The organism is Promicromonospora sp. NPDC060204, assembly GCF_042728455.1.
Lineage (GTDB): Bacteria > Actinomycetota > Actinomycetes > Actinomycetales > Cellulomonadaceae > Promicromonospora.
Window position 1 is genome coordinate 22,445 of the sequence record NZ_JBHWZO010000008.1, and the last position, 20,075, is coordinate 42,519.

Here is a 20,075-nt window from a genome sequence, read left to right on the forward strand (position 1 = left end):
GCTCACCGGGCCGTGCGAGGGCCCATGACCGGACCCGCCTCGGTGACCTCGGCCAGCAGCTTCTCCGAGCGGGCCTCGTCGTCGTGCAGGCCGTGGCGGCGGAAGTACGCGGTGGCCTCGGCCAGGGACGCCAGCGCTCGCTCGCGCTCGGACAGCGCGACGAGCACCGGGGCCGTCTCGAGCAGGGTCTTGGCCGCGCAGCGCTCGTCGCTCAGGTCCCAGAAGATCTGCGTGGCCTGTTCGAGCGTGCGCAGGGCGACGGCGGGCTCGCCGTCGGCCAGCTCCAGGGTGCCGAGGTCGCGCAGGACGACGGCCTCGCGGTGGGTGTCACCGATGCCGTGGGCCAGGGCCGCGGCGTCGGCGAGCCACGTACGGGCCTCGGCGAGCCTGCCCTGGGTGGTGAGGATCCGGCCCAGCGCGCCCCGGAACAGTGCCTCCTTCGGCGTGTCTCCGGCGGCCGCGACGACGTCGAGGGACTCACGCAGCGCCGCCTCGGCGGCGTCGTGCTCTCCCCGGCAGCGGTGCACGCTCGCGAGGCTGGCGAGCGCCAGCGCGGCGCCGAGGTCGTGACCGTGTCCCTGGTAGGTGCGTCGCGCGTCCCGGAGGAACCCGGCGGCGGCCTCGAAGTCGCCGGTGTAGATGTTGACCTGGCCGAGGCCGCGTCGCAGGGCGGCGGCCGCGAGGTCGTCGACGTCGGGGCGGTCGAGCACGGTCTGGTGGCTCGTCCGCCAGTCCTCGTACAGCGCGTGCTGGTCGTACAGGGGGCCCAGCAGGAGGGCCAGGCGCCCGGCCTCGGCGGTCAGGTCGTGCACGCACGCGAGCCGCACCGCGTCCAGGAGCGACTGGCGTTCGATCGCCGTCCACGCGGTCCCCATGGCGTGGGACGGAGGATTCTCCTCGTCGTACGGGAGCCACGGCGGGAACGCCTCGGGGGCGGCGGACCGGGGCGCGTCCACGGGGTCGAAGAGGCTGTGCGGCCGGTTCCGGCGCAGCCTGTCGACCAGGAGGGTCCAGCTTCCGACGGTCCGCCGTACCGCCTGCCGGCAGGTGCCGGCGCCGTAGTCGCTCGCCTGCTGCCGCGCGTAGACCCGCAGCAGGTCGTGCATCTGGTACCGGGGCTGGCCGATGTCGTCGAGGCGGACCTGCTGGAGGAGGGCGGCGTCCAGGAGCTCCTCGGCCACGGGCTCCCAGGCGTCGGTGTCCAGGAGCGCGCCCAGCACCCAGCCCGGGAGGTCGCCGGGGCCGAGGAGGCCGAAGAGGGCAAAGGCCAGAGCGGCGTCCGCCGAGAGGGAACGCAGCGAGACGTCCAGGCTCGCGCGGAGGTCGAGGCCGCCGATGCTCAGCTCGCTCAGCCTTCGGGTCTCGTCCTCCAGTCGTTCGCGCAGCCGGCTCAGGGGCCAGGCCGGGCGGCTCAGGAGCTTGGCCCCTGCGATGCGGATCGGCAACGGCAGCAGACCGCACAGCCGCACGATGGCCTGGGCTTCGGCCGGCTCCCGCGCCACCCGGTCGCCGCCCACGATCCGTGCCAGCAGCGCCTCCGCGTCGTCGACGGTGAGCACGTCGACGTGGACGTGCCGGGCGCCGGGCAGATCCGCGAGCATTCCACGACTGGTCACGATGACGGCCGACCGGCCGTCCGGCGGCAGGAGCGGGAGGACCTGCTCGGCGGACGCCGCGTCGTCGAGCACGACGAGCGTGCGCCGTTCGGCGAGCTGCGAGCGGAGCAGCGCGGCGCAGTCGTCGAGGGCGGTCGGCAACGGGTGCCCGAAGCCGCCGAGGGCGCGCAGCATCGCCGCCAGGAGCTCGTCGGGGCCGCGGGGGTTGCTCGACGTCCCGGCCAGGCCGAGATGGAACTGCGCGTCGGGGTACTCGGCCTGGACCAGGCGCGCCACGTGCAGGGCCAGGCTCGACTTGCCCGCCCCGGGCGCGCCGTGCAGCACGAGGACGACGGGCGAGCCGGGCCGGTCGTGCGACGTGACGGCGCGGACCGCGGCCGCGGTCTCGCCCGTGCGCCCGCAGAAGTCCGCCACCTCCGGCGGGAGCTGACGCACAGGCCGCGCGGCCTCGGCGGGGGCGACGGGCTCCGCCCCGACCGCGACCGCCGCCGACACCTGGGAGGACGTCTCGGTCATCGGCAGCGTCTCGTCGAGGATCTGCTGGTGGATCGCGCGGGTGGCCGGGCTGGGATCCGTACCGAGCTCCTCCGTGAAGGTGCGGCGCAGGCGGTCGTACTGCTGGAGGGCCTCGGCGGCCCGACCGCTGCGGTACAGGGCGACGAGAAGCTGCCGCCACAGCGGTTCCCGGAAGGGCGACTCGGCGATCTGCGCCTCGATCTCCTCGACGACCGCCCGGTGCCGGCCCAGGTTGATCTGCGCCTGGAAAGCGTGCTCGACGGCGGTCGTCCGCAGGCTCGTCAGCCGATGGGTCAGCTCGACGGCGGAGCCGCCCGGCGGTGCGCCGCCGAACGGGTCGCCCCGCCACCAGCCGAGGGCCCGCTCGAAGAGGTCCGCGGACTGCTCGAAGCCGCCGTCCTCGAACGTCCGCAACCCGTCGGTGACGGCCGCCTCGAAACGCCGGGCGTCGACGCCCGCGTGTTGCTCGACCAGGAGGTAGCCGACGTCGGACCGCCGCAGGGCCGTGCCGTCGCGGTCCCCGAGCATCTGGCGCAGCCGGTGCACGTACCCGTAGGTCTGCGTGACGGCGGACCTGGGCGGGGTGTCGCCCCACACGTCCTGCACGATGCTCTCGACCGGGACGCTCTGCGGCCCGTGCGCGACGAGCGTGCCCAGCACCGCGCGGCAGCGGGCAGCCGCCACCGGCGACCACACCTCGCCGTCGGACACCTCGACCGGACCGAGGACCCTGACTCGCATCCGAGACTCCCTTCGACCGCGCTGCGGCTTCGTCGTGCCCCGGGCCGCCGGGGCGCCGCCGCGCCGGAGCGTGCCACAGGAGCCAGGAGGCCGGTTGCAGCAACCTGCACCGATGACGGGGCAACGAACCGGGCCCGTTGTTCGTCTACCGCAGGCCCGACATGCCGAGGCGCTCGCGGAGCCGCAGGCCGGCGACGAACCTCGTGGGCGCGTCGAGGAGGTCGAGGACCGCGGCGATGTCGGCCCGGACGGTCCGGACGCTCACGCCGAGCTTCCGCGCGATCTGGTCGTCGGACGAGCTGGTGATCATCAGGGTGACGATGCGGCGCTGCCGCACGGACAGGTCGACGAGTGCGGCCGTCTCCGCGTCGCACGGGTACATGGTCGCCACCACGGCGTCCCAGTAGGAACGGGCGGCCCGCAGGCACGCGTCGTCCCGCACCTCGATGACGGTCCGATCGCCGCGGAGGCTGGGACCGTCCAGCAGGACGCTGGTCCCGTCGATGATCTTCATCTGCACCGGGGCGAAGCCGAAGTAGTACAGCGCGGGATCCTCGCCGGACAGCATGAGGCGGGCCTCGGGATCGACCCCGGAGTGGTTCCACACGCTGACCATCCGCAGGCCGTGCTCCACGAAGTGCGCGTTGTTCGGGAGGCTCGTCGCGAGCTGCTGCACGGTGCCGGAGTGCCGGACCGACTCGAGCGTCCGCCAGGTTCCCGCGGCCCGCGCCATGGTCTCGTTGATCCCCCGCGTGCCCCGGCCGAAGACGCGCGCCGCGACCGGCCGGTTGCGCTCCACCAGGCTCGCCACCCGGGAGCGTTCGATCTCCAGGCGCGCCAGCGCCTCGAAGACCCGCTGGTTCCGCTGCCACGAGAGCCTGCCGGCATCGGAGAACGCGGAGAAGTCGAGGTTGGGGAATGCCTGCGTCCCCGTATCCGACCTTGCAGTAGCCCTGACGTTCAAGGTGACCACCCCCAGAAAGACACCCGCCGACGAAGAGACCTGCCCTGGGCGGCACGCCACGGACCTGCGTCATCCGGCGGCCGCGAGGCGCTTCCGACCATAGCCGGACCGGCGGTCGGGCGCTCCGAAACTGGCGGGATCCTGTGCGCGACGGGCCCCAACAGCTCGCCGGCGAACTGGCCGTCGGCCTAGGATCCGGGTCGTCGGCCGCGATGTCCGGGGTTTCGGCTGAACCTTTCCGCGAGGGGACGCGTCATGGGGAACATGAGCATCCACACACCGGAGCGGGCCGAGGTCCGTGTGGTCCGTACCAAGGACCAGGAGTTCGTCGCGTTCGTCGGTGACGCCCGCCCGTACCTCTTCCGCACGGCGTTCCTGTTGTGCGGCGACCCGGACCGGGCCGAGGACCTGGTCCAGGGCACGTTCGAGCGTGTCTACCGGTCGTGGCACCGGGTGCACACCGAGCCGCGCGCCTACGCCCGCCGTGTCCTCGTCAACCTGCGCACCGACACCTGGCGCCGCAGCAGCCGCACCGTTCTGCCCGGCGACGACGCGATCCGGCTTCCCGACACCCCGGACCACGCCGCCCGCGTCGCGGTCCGGGCCGAGCTGGTGCACGCGCTGGCGCAGCTCCCGCTGCAGCAGCGCCGGGTGGTGGTCATGCGGCACCTGCTTGATCTGTCCGAGGCGCAGGTCGCCGATGAGCTGGGGAGGTCGGTGGGGACGGTGAAGTCGGCGAACGCACGTGGACTGGAGAACCTGCGCGCCATCCTGGAGCGCACGGACCTGGCGGACATCCCCGTGCCGCACCGTGACGCGGCGGAGACGCTCGGCGAGAGCCGGGCCGCCCTGCACAGGCGGCGCACCGCGCAGGGAGTGCTCGGTGGCGTGGCGGCGCTCCTGGTGGCGTTCTTCCTGGCCGGCCCGATCTCGCTCCCCGGCGTGGGCCCGGTCGCGCTGCCGGGCAGCGAGTGGTTCCGCTCGCTCGTGGGCCTGGAGCGGCCCGACGGCGACGCCGGCCCACGGCTCGGTGACTGCCCGGCAGGGACGTCGGACCAGGATGTCCGGCCCTGGCTGGAGGGGCGGTGCGTGTCCAGGGTCGAGGTGGGGTCCGCGCCCGACGCCGTGGAGGAGGGAGCCGTCGTCATGGTGGGCGAGTCGTCCGTGGGTGGCGCTCTGACGGACACGCTGGCGGCGGACGGCTCGGTCATCACGCTCACCGAGGTGGCCCCGGGCCCGGAAGACCTCGACCCGGAGATGGCGCTGGAGCTGCGGACTGCCGGGGGCGAGGTCCGCCCCGTGGCCGTGAACGGCACCGTCGACGGCCACCGCGCCGAGATCTCCGCCGTCGCGCGGCAGGGCAACAGGGTTGCCTGGCTGGAGGTGGGGAACCGCGAGAGCGAGTCGTCGCCCTGGGCGGTCCGCGTCGTCGACGACGTGCGGAACCCCGAGGTGCGCACGCTCATGGAGTCGTCCGGCGAACCGGTGCCGGTGGGGTACCGGATCGCGCTGAGCAGCGCGTCCCTGTACCTGCAGCGCCTCGCAGACCAGGGCGAGATCGAGCAGGTCCAGGTCCCGCTGGCGACCGGAGCGACCGAGATCCTGGCCACCGGCCCTACCGCGTTCGCCGTCACGCCGGACGGGGTCGTGTGGGCGGCGAACAATGTCCGCACCGGCATCAAGCTGGCCGATCGTAGCGACGACGGCGTCCGGCAGGTGCCCGTGGGATTTGCGCCGGCAGCCGGCTACCCGCTCGAGACGGTGACGGAGCTGGCGGCGTCGGACGCCCTGCTGGCGTGGGGCGTGGCGGGTGACCTGCACGTGTTCGACCGGGAGACGGGGGCCATGACGCTGGTCGAGCTGGACGGGGAGGCAGGGGGGATCGACGTCGACGGCCGGGCGGTGGCGTGGACGAGCACGCGGGACAACGTGGGGACCGGGTATCTGCTTCTCGACGGCCGGGCGTACCGGCTGGAGGGCCAGGTGGTCGAGGTCGCCGTGGCGGGGGAGTGGCTGTCGTGGGCCAGCCTGGAGTCCGGGGGGTCCGCCCTGCGGCAGCACCTGGCGCGGGTCGTGGAGGTCGGGCGCTGACGTCCGGGGCCGACCAGGACCGGTCGACGCCCGGCGTCGGACCGCCTACCTGTCACGAGCAGGTGTGAGCCGTTCGAAGTCCCGCGAGCGAGACCGCACCGCACGTGGCCGCGATCGTTCTCGGGGTTGCTCTCGTGGGGGCCGTGTCCATCCTCGTCATCACAGCAAAACGACCCGCGGTGGCGAGCCTCCGGCTGTAGCAGGAGCTCGAGGGCTCCGCCCACGGCTTCCGCGCGTTCGAGCAGGACGTGGCGTTCGGGTTTGGTCACGGCGAGTCGCGCCGGGTGGCATCCTTCCAGCGCAGTGCAGGTGGAGGCCGCTTGGTGGCGCGGGCGCGGCTACCGGGAGCTTGAACGGGGCAGTCGTCGGCCTGGGGTCTCGGGCGGATGTTTGAACCTGCTCACCGACTTGGCAACGCTCGTTCGACGCGACGAGCCCGCCCGTAGAGCAGACAGCGGGACAGCGACAGGCCCGGCGGCGGCCCCCTCAGGAGGCTCGCCGCCGGGCTCTGATCGTCGCGTCCGCAGGTCAGCGGGTGGCCCGGTCTGCCCGCAGGATCGTGGCGGTGACGACGTCGGGGCGGGCGATCATGGCCAGGTGGCCGGTACCGACCGTCGTGATCTTGGCGCCGGCCCGTTCGGCCATGAACCGCTGCAGCTCCGGGGAGACGATCTGGTCATTGGTGCCCAGGACGTACCAGGACGGGAGCGACTTCCAGGCGGGCTGGGTCGACGGCTCGGCAAGGGCTGCAGCGGCGATCGGTCGCTGCGAGGCCAGGAGCTGGGCCTGGGTGATGCGCGGCAGGCCGTTTGCGAAGGCCACGGGGAATACGGCGTCCTTGAGATACAGGTCTACGTCACCCTCGGGTGCGCCGGGGTTGGCGACCACGTCGAACAGCTGCGTCGGGTTGACAGGGCCCTGCCGTCCGAGGAGGTCGGTGAGGCTCTCCCCGGCGTCCGGGACGAAGGCGTCGATGTAGACCAGGGCCTTGACGTCCGGGTCGGTCAGGGCGGCGTCGGTGATGACCGCGCCACCGTAGGAGTGGCCGACCAGGATCACCGGGCCGTCGGTGCGCTGCTGGAGGTAGGCGCCGAGCGCCGCGGAGTCCGAGCTGAGCGAGCGCAGGGGGTTGGCGAACTCGAGCACGGGGTAGCCCGCGACGTGCAGTGCCGTCTCGACGTCGGCGAACCCGCCGGCGTCGGCCCACGCGCCGTGCACCAGGACCACGGTCGGCTTGGTCGCGGTGTCTCGGGCCGTCAGGGTCTGGGCGGTGGCGAGTCCGCCGCCGCCCGTCAGCAGCATGACGAGGGTGACGATCGCGAGTGCCGACCTGCGTGGTGACCGACGGAAGATGTTTCTCATTGTTCTCTCCGAGCTATGGGGTCTTGATCGGGATGTGTGCCGTGTGGCGGGGACCTGGGTGAAGGTCAGGCCTTGACGCTGTGGGTGTGCACCCAGTCGAGGGTGTAGGTGGCGATCTGCTTCCAGCCCGAGTCGAAGACGAGCGAGTGGCCGCGGTCGGCGAAGGCCTTGTAGTCGGTCGCTGCCGGCGTGTCGTAGAGCTCGAACTCCTGCCGGGTGACGGCCTCGGGCACGGTGTGGTCCTTGCCGCCGCCGATGATCAGCAGCGGGCCGCGGTCGGCCAGCCTGGTGTTCACCTCGGCGGGGGACTGGGGCGTCTTGTTGGCCTCGGTGGCCTCGAACAGGGGCCGGCCCGGTCCGGGGATGGTCCATTTGGCGAACAGCTCGTCAGACTCGGTGCGGGAGATCGCGTTGCCGAACCCGAACCGGAACTGGCTTCGCGTCAGGGCGACGGTCCGGGCGCGGTTCTTCTTGCTCTTGACGACGGGAAGCGCCGAGCGGATCTGGGCGAACGGAAGCTTGGTGACGCCCTTGATGGGCCCCGGGTCAACTGCGACGGCTTGTGAGGCGAGGCCGCGGGCGAGGAGCTTCTGTGCGACGACCCCACCGAAGGAGTGGCCGACGACCAGGGGAGCGTCGGGCAGCTGCTCGATCAGCTGGGCGTAGTGGTCGGTGACGCGGTCGAGGCCCACGTCGTTGAGTGCCGCAGGGGTGCGACGCGTCGCGTCGGGCGTCGCGCCCTCGCCTGGCCAGCCTTCGACGACGGGGGTGAAGCCGGCCTGCTCGTACAGGTGGGCCCACGGTCCCCAGGAAGAGCTGTGGATCCAGAGACCCGGGATGAAGAGCACGGTTCGTGGTGCAGTGGCCGACATGATGGGTCCTCTGATCAGTGGCAGAATCTGGCTTGCAAAATGCAAGTTACCCTTCCGGGTTCCTGATGTCCACCCGCGAGGGCCTGGTCGATCCACGGCGCAGCGAACCCCGCGCTCGGCGTGGACGCGTGCCGGGCGCGGGGTTCGGTCGTTGGTGCGGTCTCCCGCTGTCGCTCGTTGCGGGTTCGGGGGCTAGTCGGCCTGACCCTGCCAGGCCGAGTTCGGGGTGATCGCCACGCGGTCGGCGGTGATCGGCGATCCCTCGTTGTCGCGGGGGCCGACCACGAGCCTCTTGCCGGTGATGGTGTCGTTGGCTCGCACGGGCCCGCCGTGCAGGACGTGGTCCGACCCCCACTGCATGAGGGCCAGCACGAGTGGCAACAGTGCGCTGCCGTGCTCGGTCAGCACGTACTCGTTCCTGGTGCGCTTGCGCGGCTCCCGGTAGGGCCGTGGTTCGAGGACGCTGTTCTCGACCAGCAGCTTGAGCCGGGACGAGACCACCGCTGTGGTGAGTCGGGTGTGGGTGACGAAGTCGTCGAACCGTGTGGTGCCGTAGAAGGCCTCTCGCACGATCAGCAGAGTCGGGCGCGAGCCGATGACGCTCGCCGCGTTGTCGATGGGGCACAGCCGTCCACGCCAGTCGCCCTCATCGCTGAGTGTGCTGCTCAGGTGCATCGCCATGTGGTGACACTACTCCTGACTTGCCACGTGCTAGTCAGGGATGATCCACGCGGCGCGGCGCGGCGCGCTGGACGCGGGGGAGCTAGGGGTGCAGCAGGGACTGCCAGTTGTCGGGGACGCGGCTCGCGGGGCCTGGTACCGGCTGATCGAGCGGGTGGTGGCGGGGGACCGTGAGCCGGGGGCCGTCCGTGTACTCCTGTGTGGAGTAGTCCCAGAACCAGTCCTCGCCTGGTTCGTAGCTCTGGATGATGGTGTGCCCGGTTGCCTCGGCGTGCTTGGTGGCATGCTGCGAGGGGGAGTTGTCGCAACAGCCGATGTGCCCGCACTGTGCGCATCGCCTGAGGTGCAGCCACCACCCGTCGTCGTGGTCGCATTCGAGGCAGCCTGCACCGCTGGGGGTGGCTGTGGCATCGATTCCGGTGCTTGTCATGGGGTGGTTACCTCGTCAGCTGGTCGGGGTGGTGGTGAGCGAATGGGCAGGGGTGTCGTGCGCGAGCGCGGCGTGTGCCGAGGCGACGGCGCTGGCGCCCTCTCCGACGGCTGCGGCCACTCGTTTCATCGAACCATGGCGCACGTCGCCGACGGCGAACAGGCCTGGTGAGCTGGTCTCGAACGGAAGGGGGCGCCGCCCCAGCTCGGACCAGACGGGTCCGAGGTCGTCGCCGGCCACATCGGAGTCGGTGTAGACGAATCCGTTCTCGTCCTGGGCGGCGACGTCGAGCCATTCCGAGGCCGGCGCTGCGCCGATGAAGCAGAACAGCGCGGAGGCCGGCTGCTCGCGAGCGACCTCGCCGGAGGTGAGGGTGTAGTCCACCGCGGTGAGGAACGTGGCGCCGTGGAGGGCGGTGACCTGGGTGCCCGTGCGGACCGTGATGGCCGGGGTGGCCAGGATCCGGTCCACGAGATAGGCGGACATGCCGGAACGGACGTCGGTGCCACGGATCACGAGGTCGACCGTGCATCCCTTGGACGCGAGAAAGATCGCCGCTTGCCCGGCTGAGTTTGCGCCGCCGACCACCGCGACGGGCAGGCCGGCCAGCCGCCGCGTCTCGAGCTCGGTGGCGGCGTAGTAGATGCCCGCCCCTTCGAAGTCGTGCCATCGGCTGATCGGGAGGGTGCGGTAGCGCGCTCCGGTGGCGGCGATGATGACGCGAGCCGCGATCCGGGCGCCGTCGTGCAGCGTGATCGAGTAGCCCGTGGCCGTGCGGATGACCGAGTCGACCTGGCACGGGCTGTAGACGCTGGCGCCGAACTTCAGTGCCTGGACGTGGGCGCGGCCGAGCAGGTCGCGTCCGCTGAGCCCCTCAGGGAACCCGAGATAGTTCTCGATCCTGGAGCTGGCTGCTGCCTGCCCGCCTGGTCCGACGGCGTCCAGGACTGTCGTCGTCAGTCCTTCGGACGCGCCGTACACGGTCGCGGCGAGACCGGCGGGACCGGCGCCGACCACGACCAGATCCACCGACGTGTCCTGGTCGTTGATCCGGTAGCTGAGCCCGAGGCGTTCGGCGAGCAGTCCCGGGGTGGCCCGGCCGATCACGCCTGCCGTCGTGATCGCCAGCGGCAGGTCGGAGGGGTCGGCCTCGACCTCGGCCATCGCGGAGACTGCCTCGGGGGAGTGGGAGTGGATCCAATGATGGGGGAGGTCAAGGCGAGCGGCGTACGTGCGCAGCGCGAGCCCGGCTGCGGTCCGGTCGTCGCCGATGAGGTCCAGTGAGCGTGCGGCGCTGGCCTGCAGCTCGCGTCGACGGGCCATGAAGGTCGACAACAGGATCGCGGACAGCTCCGTGTCGGCGGACATCAGTCGGCGCAGCTCGTGCGGGTTGATGCGGTAGATCGTGCCGGCGGCCGTCATCCGGGCGGTGAGGTAGACGGCCTGCCTGCTCAGCAGGCTCAGCTCGCCCAGGATGCCGCCGGCCCCCTCACGGGCGACGACCTGCGGTGTTGTGCCATCCATGCCCTCGCGCACCACTTCCGCACGTCCCGACTCAACCAGGATGAGGTCATAGCCGGTCTGCCCGGGCCGGTAGAGAGTCTGTCCGGCGGCTGCTCGGTGAGGCGTGCCGTAGGTCTTCAGCCGCTCCAGCTGCTCGGGGGTGAACCGGGCCGAGGTGTGGTCGTCGGAGGAGTTCGTCATCGTCTCGGTCCTCGGTTACGTGAGCGGGCGGCCATCGGGAAGGGTGAACTGCGCCAGGGCATCGCCCAGCACCGCGTTCAACCTCGTCCTGACCACGTCGTGCGGAATGCCGAGCACTGGCGCGCTCGCCTTGTCCAGACGTGCGTACTGGTCCGCGGTCAGCTCCAGGTCGAGCGCCTGGAGGTAGGAGTCGAGCTGGTCGGTGGTGCGCGGTCCGATGATCGTGACAAGTGAGGTCCGGGATCGCGCGTTCCGGGCGCGGAGCCAGGCGATCGCGAGGACCGCAGCGGGCGTGCCGGTCTCGGCGCTGATGTCCAGGAGCGCGTCCACCACTGCGGTCTTCTGAGCGCTGTCCTCGCGCTGGATGATCGACTTCAGCGTCGACAACCGCCCTTCTGTGCTGGAGCGGTACTTGCCGGTCAGCAGCCCGCCGCCCAGCGGCGAGTAGAGAGCGGCGCCGATGCCCAGCCCCTCGGCCATGGGGATGAGTTCCCTCTCGCCGTCGCGCGCGGCGAGGCTGTACTCGAGCTGAGCGGCGACGATCGGCCTGCGGCCCAGCGCGCGCGTGGCGGCGACAGCCTGCGCCACCTGCCACGCGGGGAAGTTCGACAGGCCTCCGTGCAGGATCTTGCCGGCGCGGATCAGGTCGTCGAGCGTGCTGGTGATCTCCTCGATCGGAGTGACGAGGTCAGGGCTGTGCGCCCAGTAAAGGTCCAGGTAGTCGGTGCCGAGCCGGGTCAGGGTGGCCTCGAGCGACCGGATGATGCTCTTGCGGCTGTTGCCCGTCTTGCTGACCCCGGTCTGGCCCGAGCTCCCGTAGGTGAACTTGCTGGCCACGACGAAGTGATCGCGGTCGGCGGCCAGGAAGTCCGCCAGGTAGGTCTCCGACTCGCCCTGCTGGTAGGTGTCGGCGGTGTCGACAAAGGTGCCGCCCGCCTCGGCGAAACCGTCGAAGATTTGCTGCGAGACCTGCTTGTCGGCGCCTGTGGCCCACTTCGTCCCGAAGTTGCTCGTGCCCAGCGCGAACTCGGATACCCGAAGTCCGCTGTCGGCGCCCAAGGTGGTGTAACGCATCTGGCTTCCCCGTCCACTCGATGACTCTGGCTTGCAAAATAGTAGCCAGACGTTTAGCGTACCAGCATGGCCTTCATCGACGAGTTCCAGCCCAAGCAGTTCACACTCACCGCAGAATCGGAGACGTTCTGGCGCGTGACCTTTACCAACCCGCCGGTGAACGTCATCGGCCCGGACATGATCCGCGAGCTCAAGGAGCTGCTCACCGAGCTCGAGACCGACCCCGGCGTCAACGTCGTGGTCTTCGACAGCGCGAACCCCGACTTCTACCTCGCCCACTACGACCTCCTGGCGAACCCCGCCGAGGCCGAGTCGCTGCCCAGCCCCACGGGCTTCGCAGCCTGGCCCGACGTTCTGGTGCGGCTGAGCAAGCTGCCGGCGGTCACCGTCAGTGCCATCCGCGGGATCGCTCGCGGCGCCGGCAGCGAGTTCGTCCTGGCCACCGACATCCGGTTCGCCAGCCGCCAGAAGGCGATCCTCGGTCAGATGGAGGTCGGCTTCGCCGCCCTGGCCGGCGGCGGCGCCCAGGCGCGGCTGAGCCCGCTGGTCGGACGCGCCCGCAGCTTCGAGATCCTGCTGTCCGGCTCCGACTTCGACGGCGACCTCGCCGAGCGGTACGGGTACGTCAACCGCGCCGTCGACGACTCCGAGTTCGAGGAGTTCGTCGCGGCCTGGGCCACACGCGTGTCCCGGTGGGACCCGCGCGTGATCCGCGAGATCAAGGCGGCCGTGAACGCCGACACCCTGCCCGCCGACGCCAAGTTCCCGCCCCAGTCGGACGCGTTCTGGTTCGCCGCCTCGACGCCGTCCTTCCAGGCGGTGACAAAGGCACTCGTCGAGCACGGGCTCCAGCAGGACACCGACGTCGAGCACCACCTCGGCGAACAGATCGCGCCGATCGCCCAGAAGGCCAACGCCGAACTGGCCTAGTTCGCAGAAGGGCCGACGGGAACCACCCGTCGGCCCTTCTTCATGACCTCCACCTGCTGCAAGGACGGAACCACCGCCGTGTCAACACCCAGCGCATCCACCCTGACCCATCGTCCGACACGGCCGTTCACCGACCAGCGGCGCCGAGTCGCGTTCTTCGGCATGGCATGGGTGTCCGTGGCGTTCGTGGCCGCATCCGCCGCACCATCGCCGATCTACGTCCTTTACCAGGCGGCCTGGCACTTCGACTCCTGGCTGCTCAGCCTGGCATTCTCGATCTACGCCTTCACACTCCTGATCGCGCTCCTGACGGTCGGCTCTGTCTCCGACTACCTGGGCCGTCGGCCTGTCCTGATCGGCGCCGTGATCGCCGAGGTCATCGCCCTGGGCCTGCTGCTGACCGCCACCGACATCAGTCACGTCCTGCTGGCCCGCGCCATCCAAGGCTTCGCCACCGGCGTCGCGACCTCCACGGTCTCCGCTGCCCTCGCCGACCTGTCGCCGAAGCGCAACCGCCAGCTGGGGGCGACCGTCGGGAGCATCACGCCGCTTGCCGGTCTCGCTGCGGGATCGCTCGCCTCCGGGCTGATCATCCAGGCCGTCGACGCACCCATCCCGGTCGTGTTCACCACGCTGATCGCGATCCTGCTGGTCGGCCTTGCTCTCGTCCTGATCGCTCCGGAGACGATCCCGCGCCACCCGGGAGCCGTACGGTCGTTGCTGCCCCGGCTGCACGTGCCTGCTCAGTCGCGTGCCGCGTTCCTGGCCAGCTCGTTCCTGAACATCGGCGTGTGGCTGACGACCTCGCTGGTCCTCGGTCTGCTCCCACAGATCAACCGCGACGTGTTCGACATCCACAGCGGCATCGTCAACGGCGGCATCATCGCGCTGCTGACCGGATCCGGCGCGATCTCCGTCGTGCTCACGCGCTCGTTCACCGCTATGCAGAGCGCTCAGGTCTCCGCGGTCGCCCTCGTCGCCGGAGCCGCGATCGAGGGGGTCGCCGTCGCGACCGTCGACGTGTGGCTGTTCGCCGCCGGGGCCGTGATCGCCGGAGTCGGGGCAGGCGTCGGCTTCTCCGGCTACATCCGACTCGTCATCCAGACCGCCGAACCCGACGACCGCGCAGGCGTGTTCTCAGCCATGTACGTCGTCAGCTATCTGACCTTCGGCATCCCGGTCATCATCGCCGGCATCGTGCTCGGCACGTTCGGCACAGGCCCTGCCGCCATCGGGTTCTGCTGCCTGACCATCGCAGCATCCCTCACGGGCTTCCTCGTCGTCAGCCGCTACACCCAGAGCCTGAAGGAGTAGCCACCGATGAGGGGCGACACCGATGCGCGCGCCTTCGTCGGACTTCTGCGCCGTGACGGCGAGGAGGCGGAGCGGGTCACCTATGTCGAGCTGTTCTTCGACCTCGTCTTCGCGTTCGCGATCACCCAGATCTCAGAGGTTCTCGGCGAGCACCCGACACTGCTCGGCATGCTCGAGGGCCTGGTCGTCACGCTCGCGGTCTGGTGGGTCTGGGTCTACACGGCCTGGGCCACCAACTGGCTCGATCCCGGCCGGCGGCGTGTGCTCTGGCTGCTCCTGGTCCTCACGGCAACGGGGCTCGTCATGAGCATCGCGATCCCGTCCGCGTTCGAGGACCGAGCAGCGCTCTTCGTCACCGCCTATCTGATCTACGGCTTCACCCGCACCCTCGGCGTGCTCGGAGCCACCCGCCGGGCAGCACCGGCCATCGCTGGAGGGCAGGCTCGCATCCTGATCTGGTCCAGCGCCTCGGGGGTGTTCTGGGTCGCCGGGATCTTCGCCGACGACCCGTGGCTGAGGCTCACTGCCTGGGCGGTGGCGGTCGTGATCGAGTACACGGGCCCGTGGTCCTTGTTCTGGATCCCTGCCCGCGGTCGTTCCCGGTGGGATGCGTGGCGCATCCGTGGTGGCCACTTCTCCGAACGTTCCGCGCTGTTCATCATCATCGTGCTCGGTGAGTCGATCCTCGTCGTCGGCCGTGGGCTGACCGGTGACGGACTGAGCGCGCCGGTCGTCCTCGCCGCGTTGTCCGCGTTCGCCAACGCCGTGGCGATGTGGTTCCTCTACTTCGCACACGGTCAGGATCGCGGCCAGCGGTATATCGCCGGTCACGAGACCACCGGAACGGTCGCCCGCACCTCGTACACCTACCTGCACGCGGTGCTCGTGATCGGACTGGTGCTCTCCACGCATGGTTCGGAGCTCGCGTTGGAGGCACCGGGCGAGCATGCCGACCTGGCGGTGCAGACCTTGATGACGTTCGGCACCGCCGTCTACCTGGCGGGGCTGCTCGCCTTCAAGCTGTCCATCGGAGTCCAGGCAGGCTGGATACCCACGCACGTCGCCGGGATCGCCGCTCTGGTGGTCACGTACGGGCTCGGGCTGGCCCACGTGATCGATCCCACCAGGATCGAGGCGGCCCTGCTCAGTACCGCGGTACTGCTCCTGGTCGTCATCGGGGACGAGCGACTCTGGAGACGGCGTGCGGCCAAGGTTCCGCCGCCGTCCGATCAGGCGGCGTCGTAGAGCGGGTGTGCGGGGGTGCGGACGAACTCGACCTCGTCGACATCCTTCAGCACCGACGGGTCCTCGACGAACCCCACCCGGAGCTTCTTGTGACCGTGCACCGTCTCGCGGGTCTGGGTCACCCCGCACGCCGGCGGGATGTAGTCGTCACCCCACTGCCCCAGCGCACCGAGGACGACGAGCAGCTGCTTGCCGGCCTCGGTGGGGTGGTAGCTCATGCGCGGACGCGAACCCTTGACCCGGTACTCACGCTTCTCCAGGACCCCTGACTCCACCAGCGTCTTGAGCCGGGCGGTCAGGATGTTCGGGGCGATCCCCAGCACCTCGGTGAACTCGTCGAAGCGCGTCGCGCCGTTGGTCAGCGACTCGCGCAGGATCAGGAACGTCCACCGCTCGCCCACGATGGCAAGGGTGCGTTCGATAGAGCAGAACGCGTCCTCGGCAGGCGTCGTGATCGCTGGACGTGTACTCGTGGAACTACTCATGCAAGAAGTCTAGGCTGGGTTTCTGGATGAAAGCCACCCCTGGGGGTCGGGCCCCGTCCTGGCCGGTCAGCGTTCGAACCTGTCGGCCCAGTCGCCGAGCGCGCGCAGGATGATCACGAGCTGCATGCCCTGCTCACTGAGGTGGTAGCTGAAGAGGTCAGTGCCCTCAGGCGTTGCGTGATGCTCGTCCATGACCCTGGCGGCCACGAGCATGTCGAGTCGTTCAGCGAGGGTTCGCGTGCTGAGGCCAGGGATCTGAAGGAAGTCCTCGAACCTGGTGGCGCCGGCTGTCAGTGCCTCACGGAGCACGAGGAACGTCCAGCGCTCCTTGACCATGTCCACCGTGCGCGAGAACGAGCAGGACCCTTCCCCGACCGGGGGAGCGGTGCGGTCAGTCTTCATCCGGTCCACCATCTCGTCTTTCATCAGGTCCACCGTTTCTGTCGAGCGCGTCATCGGACGCGCGGAGGTTGCTCGGGAACGTCGAGCTGTCCGAGCGCGTCACCCAGGTTGAGCTCGGTCTCGGACGCCTGCTGCAGACCCCGTGCGAACAGCTGCCCGGCGCGAGCTTGGGACTCCGGGCGGCTCGCCGAGGCCCAGAACGCGTCCATCTGCGGCGGGAACTCCTCGTCGGGAGCCAGGGAGGCCGCATTCACGAATGCCTTGACCTCCTGAACGGCGCGAAGATCGAACGTGGACACTCGCTCGGCGAAGGCGGTGACGAACTCGCCGAGCTCCGCGTCAGGCAGCGTGCGGTTGACGTACCCGTATCGTTCGGCCAGCTCCCCGTCGTAGTCGCCGGCGCTGACGAGGATCTCCAGCGCGCGGCCCCGGCCGATCAGCCGCGGCAGGCGCGATGGCGTTCCGCCGCCCGGCACCGCACCGGTGCCGACCTCGAACTGGCCCAGGACGGCGTTCTCGCGGCTGGCGAACCGGATGTCGGTGGCGAGTACGAACTCGCTTCCGGCGCCTCTGGCTCGACCGCGGATGGCGCTGATCGTGATCGCGGGAACCTTGCTCAGTCGGATCAGGATGTCCAGCCACGGGTGGTACCCGGTCGGGCCCGCGGGTAGCGAGCTGACCAGCTCGGGGTCGGCCGTGATGTCCCAGTGGGCGAGGAAGTAGTCCTCGATCGCGGACTCGAAGATCACCACAGAGACCAGTGGGTCCGACTCGAGCTCGTCGAGCAGCTCGCGGAGCTCGATGACCATCCGCGGCCCGATCAAGTTGAGGGGAGGCGCGTCGAAGGCCACGCGCCACAGGGCCGGAGATGTCCGCGTCACGCGGAGCTGCTCGTAAGTCATGCGCGCACCGTAACCACCTAACTATTAAAACGCAAGGCAGGGTGTAGGGTGAACGCATCGACGAGAGGAACGGCGAGATGGCGATGATGATCGCGACGGGCAGGATCGACCGCCCCGACCTGCTCACGGCAGAGATGGTGACGGCGGAGAACGCGGCCCTTGCAGAGCTGGGCCGGACAGGGGTTGTGGATGCCGCCTACCTGCACGAGGGCCGCACCGAGGTGACGATCATGCTGAGCGCTGAGGATGCGGAGTTCGCAGCGGCAGTCCTCGAGCGGCTGCCGTTGGTTGCCGGCAAGCAGATGCGCGTGCACTACGCCCTCGTCGAACGGCGCCTGGTGTAGGTCACGGCTCGTCGTGCGCGAGATCGGCACCGCGCCGATTCGACCCGGGCGCCATGGCGAGGCCGCGCACGGCGCGTGCGACGGCGGGGCGCAGGTCAAGGGTGGGGTCGACGGTGAGCCGGTGCAGGAGCAACCCCTCGCCGAGCGCCATGAGGGCCCGGGCCGCAGGCACGGGGTCGACGATGCCGGCCTCGCTCACGATCTGTTCGGTCCACCGTTCGAAATCACGGCGCTGCCGACGCAGCGGCTCGCTCAGCTCAGGATCGCCGGCGAGATCGAGGAAGAGGGCGTACCGCGCGCGGGTGCGGGCGGCGAACGGGCCGGTCTGTCGTTCGAGCAGGGCGCACAAGCCTTCGATCAGCCCGTCGGGTCCCGTGACCCCAGCCAGTGCGGCCGGGTCGAAGTCCGCGCGCTCGTGCTCGGCGATCCAGTCGACCACTCCGCCGAGCAGGGCCCGGCGGGTACGGAACCAGTTCGAGGTCGACCCCGGGGGGAGGCCTGCCCGGGCGTCGACCCGGGCATGGCTGAGCGCGCGCAGGCCATCGGCGCCGAGCAGCTCCACGGCCGCCTCGAGCGCGCGCTCCCGGGTCGCCGCGGGCATGGACACCCCATCTCAAGAGTTCTACTATGAACATAGTAGTGCACCGCCCGAAAGGTCTCGTCATGTCCGCGCCCGAGCCTCGCCCCAGTCGTTCAGTCGCTGCCTCGGGGTGGTCACCGCCCCTGCCAGAGGCTTCCGGCTTCGACCATCTCGTCGTCGATACGCCCGGCCTGCGCTCACATGTCGCCGCCATCGGAGAGGGCGAGCCGGTGGTGCTGTTGCACGGGTTCCCCCAGCACTGGTGGCAGTGGCACGCCGTAGCCCCGGTCCTCGCAGCGCGCGGCTACCGCGTCCTGTGCCCCGACCTGCGCGGAGCCGGCTGGACCGTTGCCGACGATCCACGGGTCGAACGCGAGACCCGGCTGCGCGACCTGCTGACCCTGTTCGACACCCTGCACATCGAGCAGGCCCACCTCGTCTCGCACGACATGGGCGCCATCACCGCCATGCAGCTGACCTACGACCACCCGGATCGCGTCCGGACCGCAGTCGAGCTCGCCGTCCCACCTGGCTTCATGACGTTCAGCCCGAAGGTCCTCCCCGGCTTCCGGCACCTGCCCCCGTTCATCTGGCACCGCCCCGGCGCATCGCTGGGCGCCCTCTTCTCTGCGGCGTACGTCGCTCGCCCGATGTCGGAGGCAACCGTCGAGGCCCACCTCGCTCCGATGCGCCGGTCCGACATCGACGGTGCGGTGCGTCCGCTCACCCGCGGCATGATCCTGCCCGAGGCCATGCGCCTGATGCGCGGCGTCTACCGCCGCCGACGGCTCACGGTGCCGACACTCTTCGTGTTCGGCCGCAGCGACCGTCCCTGGACCGAGGAGGTCATGGGGCGCGTCTGCCGCCGTCCGGAGCGGTACGCGGACCGTGCCGAGTTCGCCTACGTCGACGATGCGGCGCACTTCATCACCGACGACGCCCCGGCTGAAGTCGCCGGCCTCACGCTCGACTGGTTCGCAGAAGCCGCGTGAGGACGTCGCCCCCTGGGCGCGCTCAGAAAGATCACCACGAGAAGGACCCGCTCCAGAACCGATTCCTGGTAGGCAAGCCCCGTTCCTGGCCCGCGGTGGGCCGCGGTGGGCCGCTGCGCCCCGGGAGCCTGGTCGGTGGGCTCAGACCCTCGAGCGTCCAGCGGGCATCGCGAACGTCGAGCTAGGTGTGATCTCCAGGAACAGCCTCTCTGGACATCACACCCGGGACTCGGGCACGTCGGTGTCGGCCGTCGTCGCACGTGCGGAGGCGGTTCGTCCGCTATTGATCGCGGCGTCCACTGCCGCGCCGATGCGTTTCAAGGCCATCAGGTCGCGCGGTTCGAGCGAGTCGATCAGGTATTCGCGGACTGCCGCGACGTGTCCGGGCGCAGCCGCGACGACGACGTCGTAGCCGGCGTCGGTCAGGGTGGTGTTGGTGCGGCGCCCCGCACCGGGTATCCGGGACCTGGCGAGCAGCCCTCGTCTCTCCAGTCGTCCGACGACGTGCGACAGCCGCGACAACGACGCCGAGGTGCGCACGGCCAGTGCACTCATCTGCATGGTCCGGTCCGGCTCCTCCGAGAGGACCGACAGCACCATGTACTCGAAGAACGTCATCTGGGACTCGCGTTGCATCCGCGCGTCCAGGGCGGCAGGCAGGCTGATCATGATCGCGGAGTTGGCCAGCCATGCCGCCAGTTCGTCACCGTTCAGCCATCGCGGCTCGGCGCCGGCATCCGCTGTCTTCGCCATGCGGCCAGCCTACGGCGACCGTTATTGACGCATCAAGTTCCAGCAGGTAGAACTTGACGCATCAAGTTCATCTTGAT

19 protein-coding genes are annotated in these 20,075 nt (G+C 70.3%); 6 read left to right on the forward strand and 13 right to left on the reverse strand.

Annotation, left to right across the window (positions count from 1 at the left end):
- Positions 1-2: 2 nt before the first annotated feature.
- Complete coding sequence (locus ACFWEJ_RS02210) at positions 3-2,873, reverse strand: BTAD domain-containing putative transcriptional regulator (protein ID WP_377227567.1); 2,871 nt, start codon at positions 2,871-2,873, stop codon at positions 3-5.
- 145 nt (positions 2,874-3,018) lie between these two features.
- Positions 3,019-3,837: a hypothetical protein gene (locus tag ACFWEJ_RS02215; RefSeq protein ID WP_377227568.1), complete on the reverse strand. Its 819-nt coding sequence runs from the start codon at positions 3,835-3,837 to the stop codon at positions 3,019-3,021.
- 264 nt (positions 3,838-4,101) lie between these two features.
- On the opposite strand from ACFWEJ_RS02215, the gene ACFWEJ_RS02220 reads away from it, so the two are divergent.
- On the forward strand, positions 4,102-5,928 hold the full coding sequence (locus ACFWEJ_RS02220) for a SigE family RNA polymerase sigma factor (protein ID WP_377227569.1): 1,827 nt from the start codon (positions 4,102-4,104) through the stop codon (positions 5,926-5,928).
- A gap of 528 nt (positions 5,929-6,456) precedes the next feature.
- Here ACFWEJ_RS02220 and ACFWEJ_RS02225 read toward each other — a convergent pair.
- From ACFWEJ_RS02225 to ACFWEJ_RS02250, 6 genes are all read right to left on the reverse strand, one after another.
- A complete protein-coding gene (locus ACFWEJ_RS02225) occupies positions 6,457-7,290 on the reverse strand; it encodes an alpha/beta fold hydrolase (protein WP_377227570.1) in 834 nt (277 codons plus the stop codon).
- Positions 7,291-7,355: 65 nt separating this feature from the next.
- Positions 7,356-8,162 (reverse strand): alpha/beta hydrolase, encoded by an 807-nt coding sequence (locus tag ACFWEJ_RS02230; RefSeq protein WP_377227571.1) that lies wholly within the window; start codon positions 8,160-8,162, stop codon positions 7,356-7,358.
- 192 nt (positions 8,163-8,354) lie between these two features.
- Entirely contained in the window at positions 8,355-8,843 is a 489-nt protein-coding gene (locus ACFWEJ_RS02235) for a winged helix-turn-helix transcriptional regulator (RefSeq protein WP_377227572.1), read from the reverse strand.
- An 82-nt stretch (positions 8,844-8,925) separates the two neighbouring features.
- A complete protein-coding gene (locus tag ACFWEJ_RS02240) occupies positions 8,926-9,273 on the reverse strand; it encodes a UBP-type zinc finger domain-containing protein (protein WP_377227573.1) in 348 nt (115 codons plus the stop codon).
- A gap of 15 nt (positions 9,274-9,288) precedes the next feature.
- Positions 9,289-10,977 (reverse strand): FAD-dependent oxidoreductase, encoded by a 1,689-nt coding sequence (locus tag ACFWEJ_RS02245; RefSeq protein WP_377227574.1) that lies wholly within the window; start codon positions 10,975-10,977, stop codon positions 9,289-9,291.
- 15 nt (positions 10,978-10,992) lie between these two features.
- Positions 10,993-12,051 (reverse strand): aldo/keto reductase, encoded by a 1,059-nt coding sequence (locus ACFWEJ_RS02250; protein WP_377227575.1) that lies wholly within the window; start codon positions 12,049-12,051, stop codon positions 10,993-10,995.
- Positions 12,052-12,117: 66 nt separating this feature from the next.
- Here ACFWEJ_RS02250 and ACFWEJ_RS02255 point away from each other — a divergent pair, with 66 nt between their 5' ends.
- From ACFWEJ_RS02255 to ACFWEJ_RS02265, 3 genes are all read left to right on the forward strand, one after another.
- A complete protein-coding gene (locus ACFWEJ_RS02255) occupies positions 12,118-12,981 on the forward strand; it encodes an enoyl-CoA hydratase/isomerase family protein (RefSeq protein WP_377227576.1) in 864 nt (287 codons plus the stop codon).
- A gap of 162 nt (positions 12,982-13,143) precedes the next feature.
- Positions 13,144-14,295, forward strand: coding sequence for an MFS transporter (locus tag ACFWEJ_RS02260; protein ID WP_377227577.1), 1,152 nt, complete (start codon positions 13,144-13,146; stop codon positions 14,293-14,295).
- Between the two features lie 6 nt (positions 14,296-14,301).
- A complete protein-coding gene (locus ACFWEJ_RS02265; RefSeq protein ID WP_377227578.1) occupies positions 14,302-15,540 on the forward strand; it encodes a low temperature requirement protein A in 1,239 nt (412 codons plus the stop codon).
- Here the strand turns inward: ACFWEJ_RS02265 and ACFWEJ_RS02270 are convergent.
- The 3 genes from ACFWEJ_RS02270 to ACFWEJ_RS02280 all read right to left on the reverse strand — a co-directional run bounded on the left by ACFWEJ_RS02270 (position 15,525) and on the right by ACFWEJ_RS02280 (position 17,329).
- Positions 15,525-16,025: a winged helix-turn-helix transcriptional regulator gene (locus ACFWEJ_RS02270; protein WP_377227579.1), complete on the reverse strand. Its 501-nt coding sequence runs from the start codon at positions 16,023-16,025 to the stop codon at positions 15,525-15,527. The genes ACFWEJ_RS02265 and ACFWEJ_RS02270 overlap by 16 nt on opposite strands.
- 66 nt (positions 16,026-16,091) lie before the next feature.
- Positions 16,092-16,451, reverse strand: a complete 360-nt coding sequence (locus ACFWEJ_RS02275) for a winged helix-turn-helix transcriptional regulator (protein ID WP_377227580.1) — start codon at positions 16,449-16,451, stop codon at positions 16,092-16,094.
- A 26-nt stretch (positions 16,452-16,477) separates the two neighbouring features.
- Positions 16,478-17,329, reverse strand: coding sequence for an enoyl-CoA hydratase/isomerase family protein (locus tag ACFWEJ_RS02280; protein WP_377227581.1), 852 nt, complete (start codon positions 17,327-17,329; stop codon positions 16,478-16,480).
- Between the two features lie 77 nt (positions 17,330-17,406).
- Between ACFWEJ_RS02280 and ACFWEJ_RS02285 the strand changes: the two genes are divergently transcribed.
- Entirely contained in the window at positions 17,407-17,673 is a 267-nt protein-coding gene (locus tag ACFWEJ_RS02285; protein ID WP_377227582.1) for a hypothetical protein, read from the forward strand.
- A 1-nt stretch (position 17,674) separates the two neighbouring features.
- Here ACFWEJ_RS02285 and ACFWEJ_RS02290 read toward each other — a convergent pair whose 3' ends face one another.
- A complete protein-coding gene (locus ACFWEJ_RS02290; RefSeq protein WP_377227583.1) occupies positions 17,675-18,274 on the reverse strand; it encodes a TetR/AcrR family transcriptional regulator in 600 nt (199 codons plus the stop codon).
- Positions 18,275-18,336: 62 nt separating this feature from the next.
- Between ACFWEJ_RS02290 and ACFWEJ_RS02295 the strand changes: the two genes are divergently transcribed.
- The gene (locus ACFWEJ_RS02295; RefSeq protein WP_377227584.1) at positions 18,337-19,245 is read left to right on the forward strand and encodes an alpha/beta fold hydrolase; all 909 of its coding nucleotides are present in this window, start codon (positions 18,337-18,339) and stop codon (positions 19,243-19,245) included.
- 216 nt (positions 19,246-19,461) lie between these two features.
- On the opposite strand, the gene ACFWEJ_RS02300 is transcribed toward ACFWEJ_RS02295, so the two are convergent.
- On the reverse strand, positions 19,462-19,998 hold the full coding sequence (locus ACFWEJ_RS02300; RefSeq protein ID WP_377227585.1) for a MarR family winged helix-turn-helix transcriptional regulator: 537 nt from the start codon (positions 19,996-19,998) through the stop codon (positions 19,462-19,464).
- Positions 19,999-20,075 lie beyond the last annotated feature (77 nt).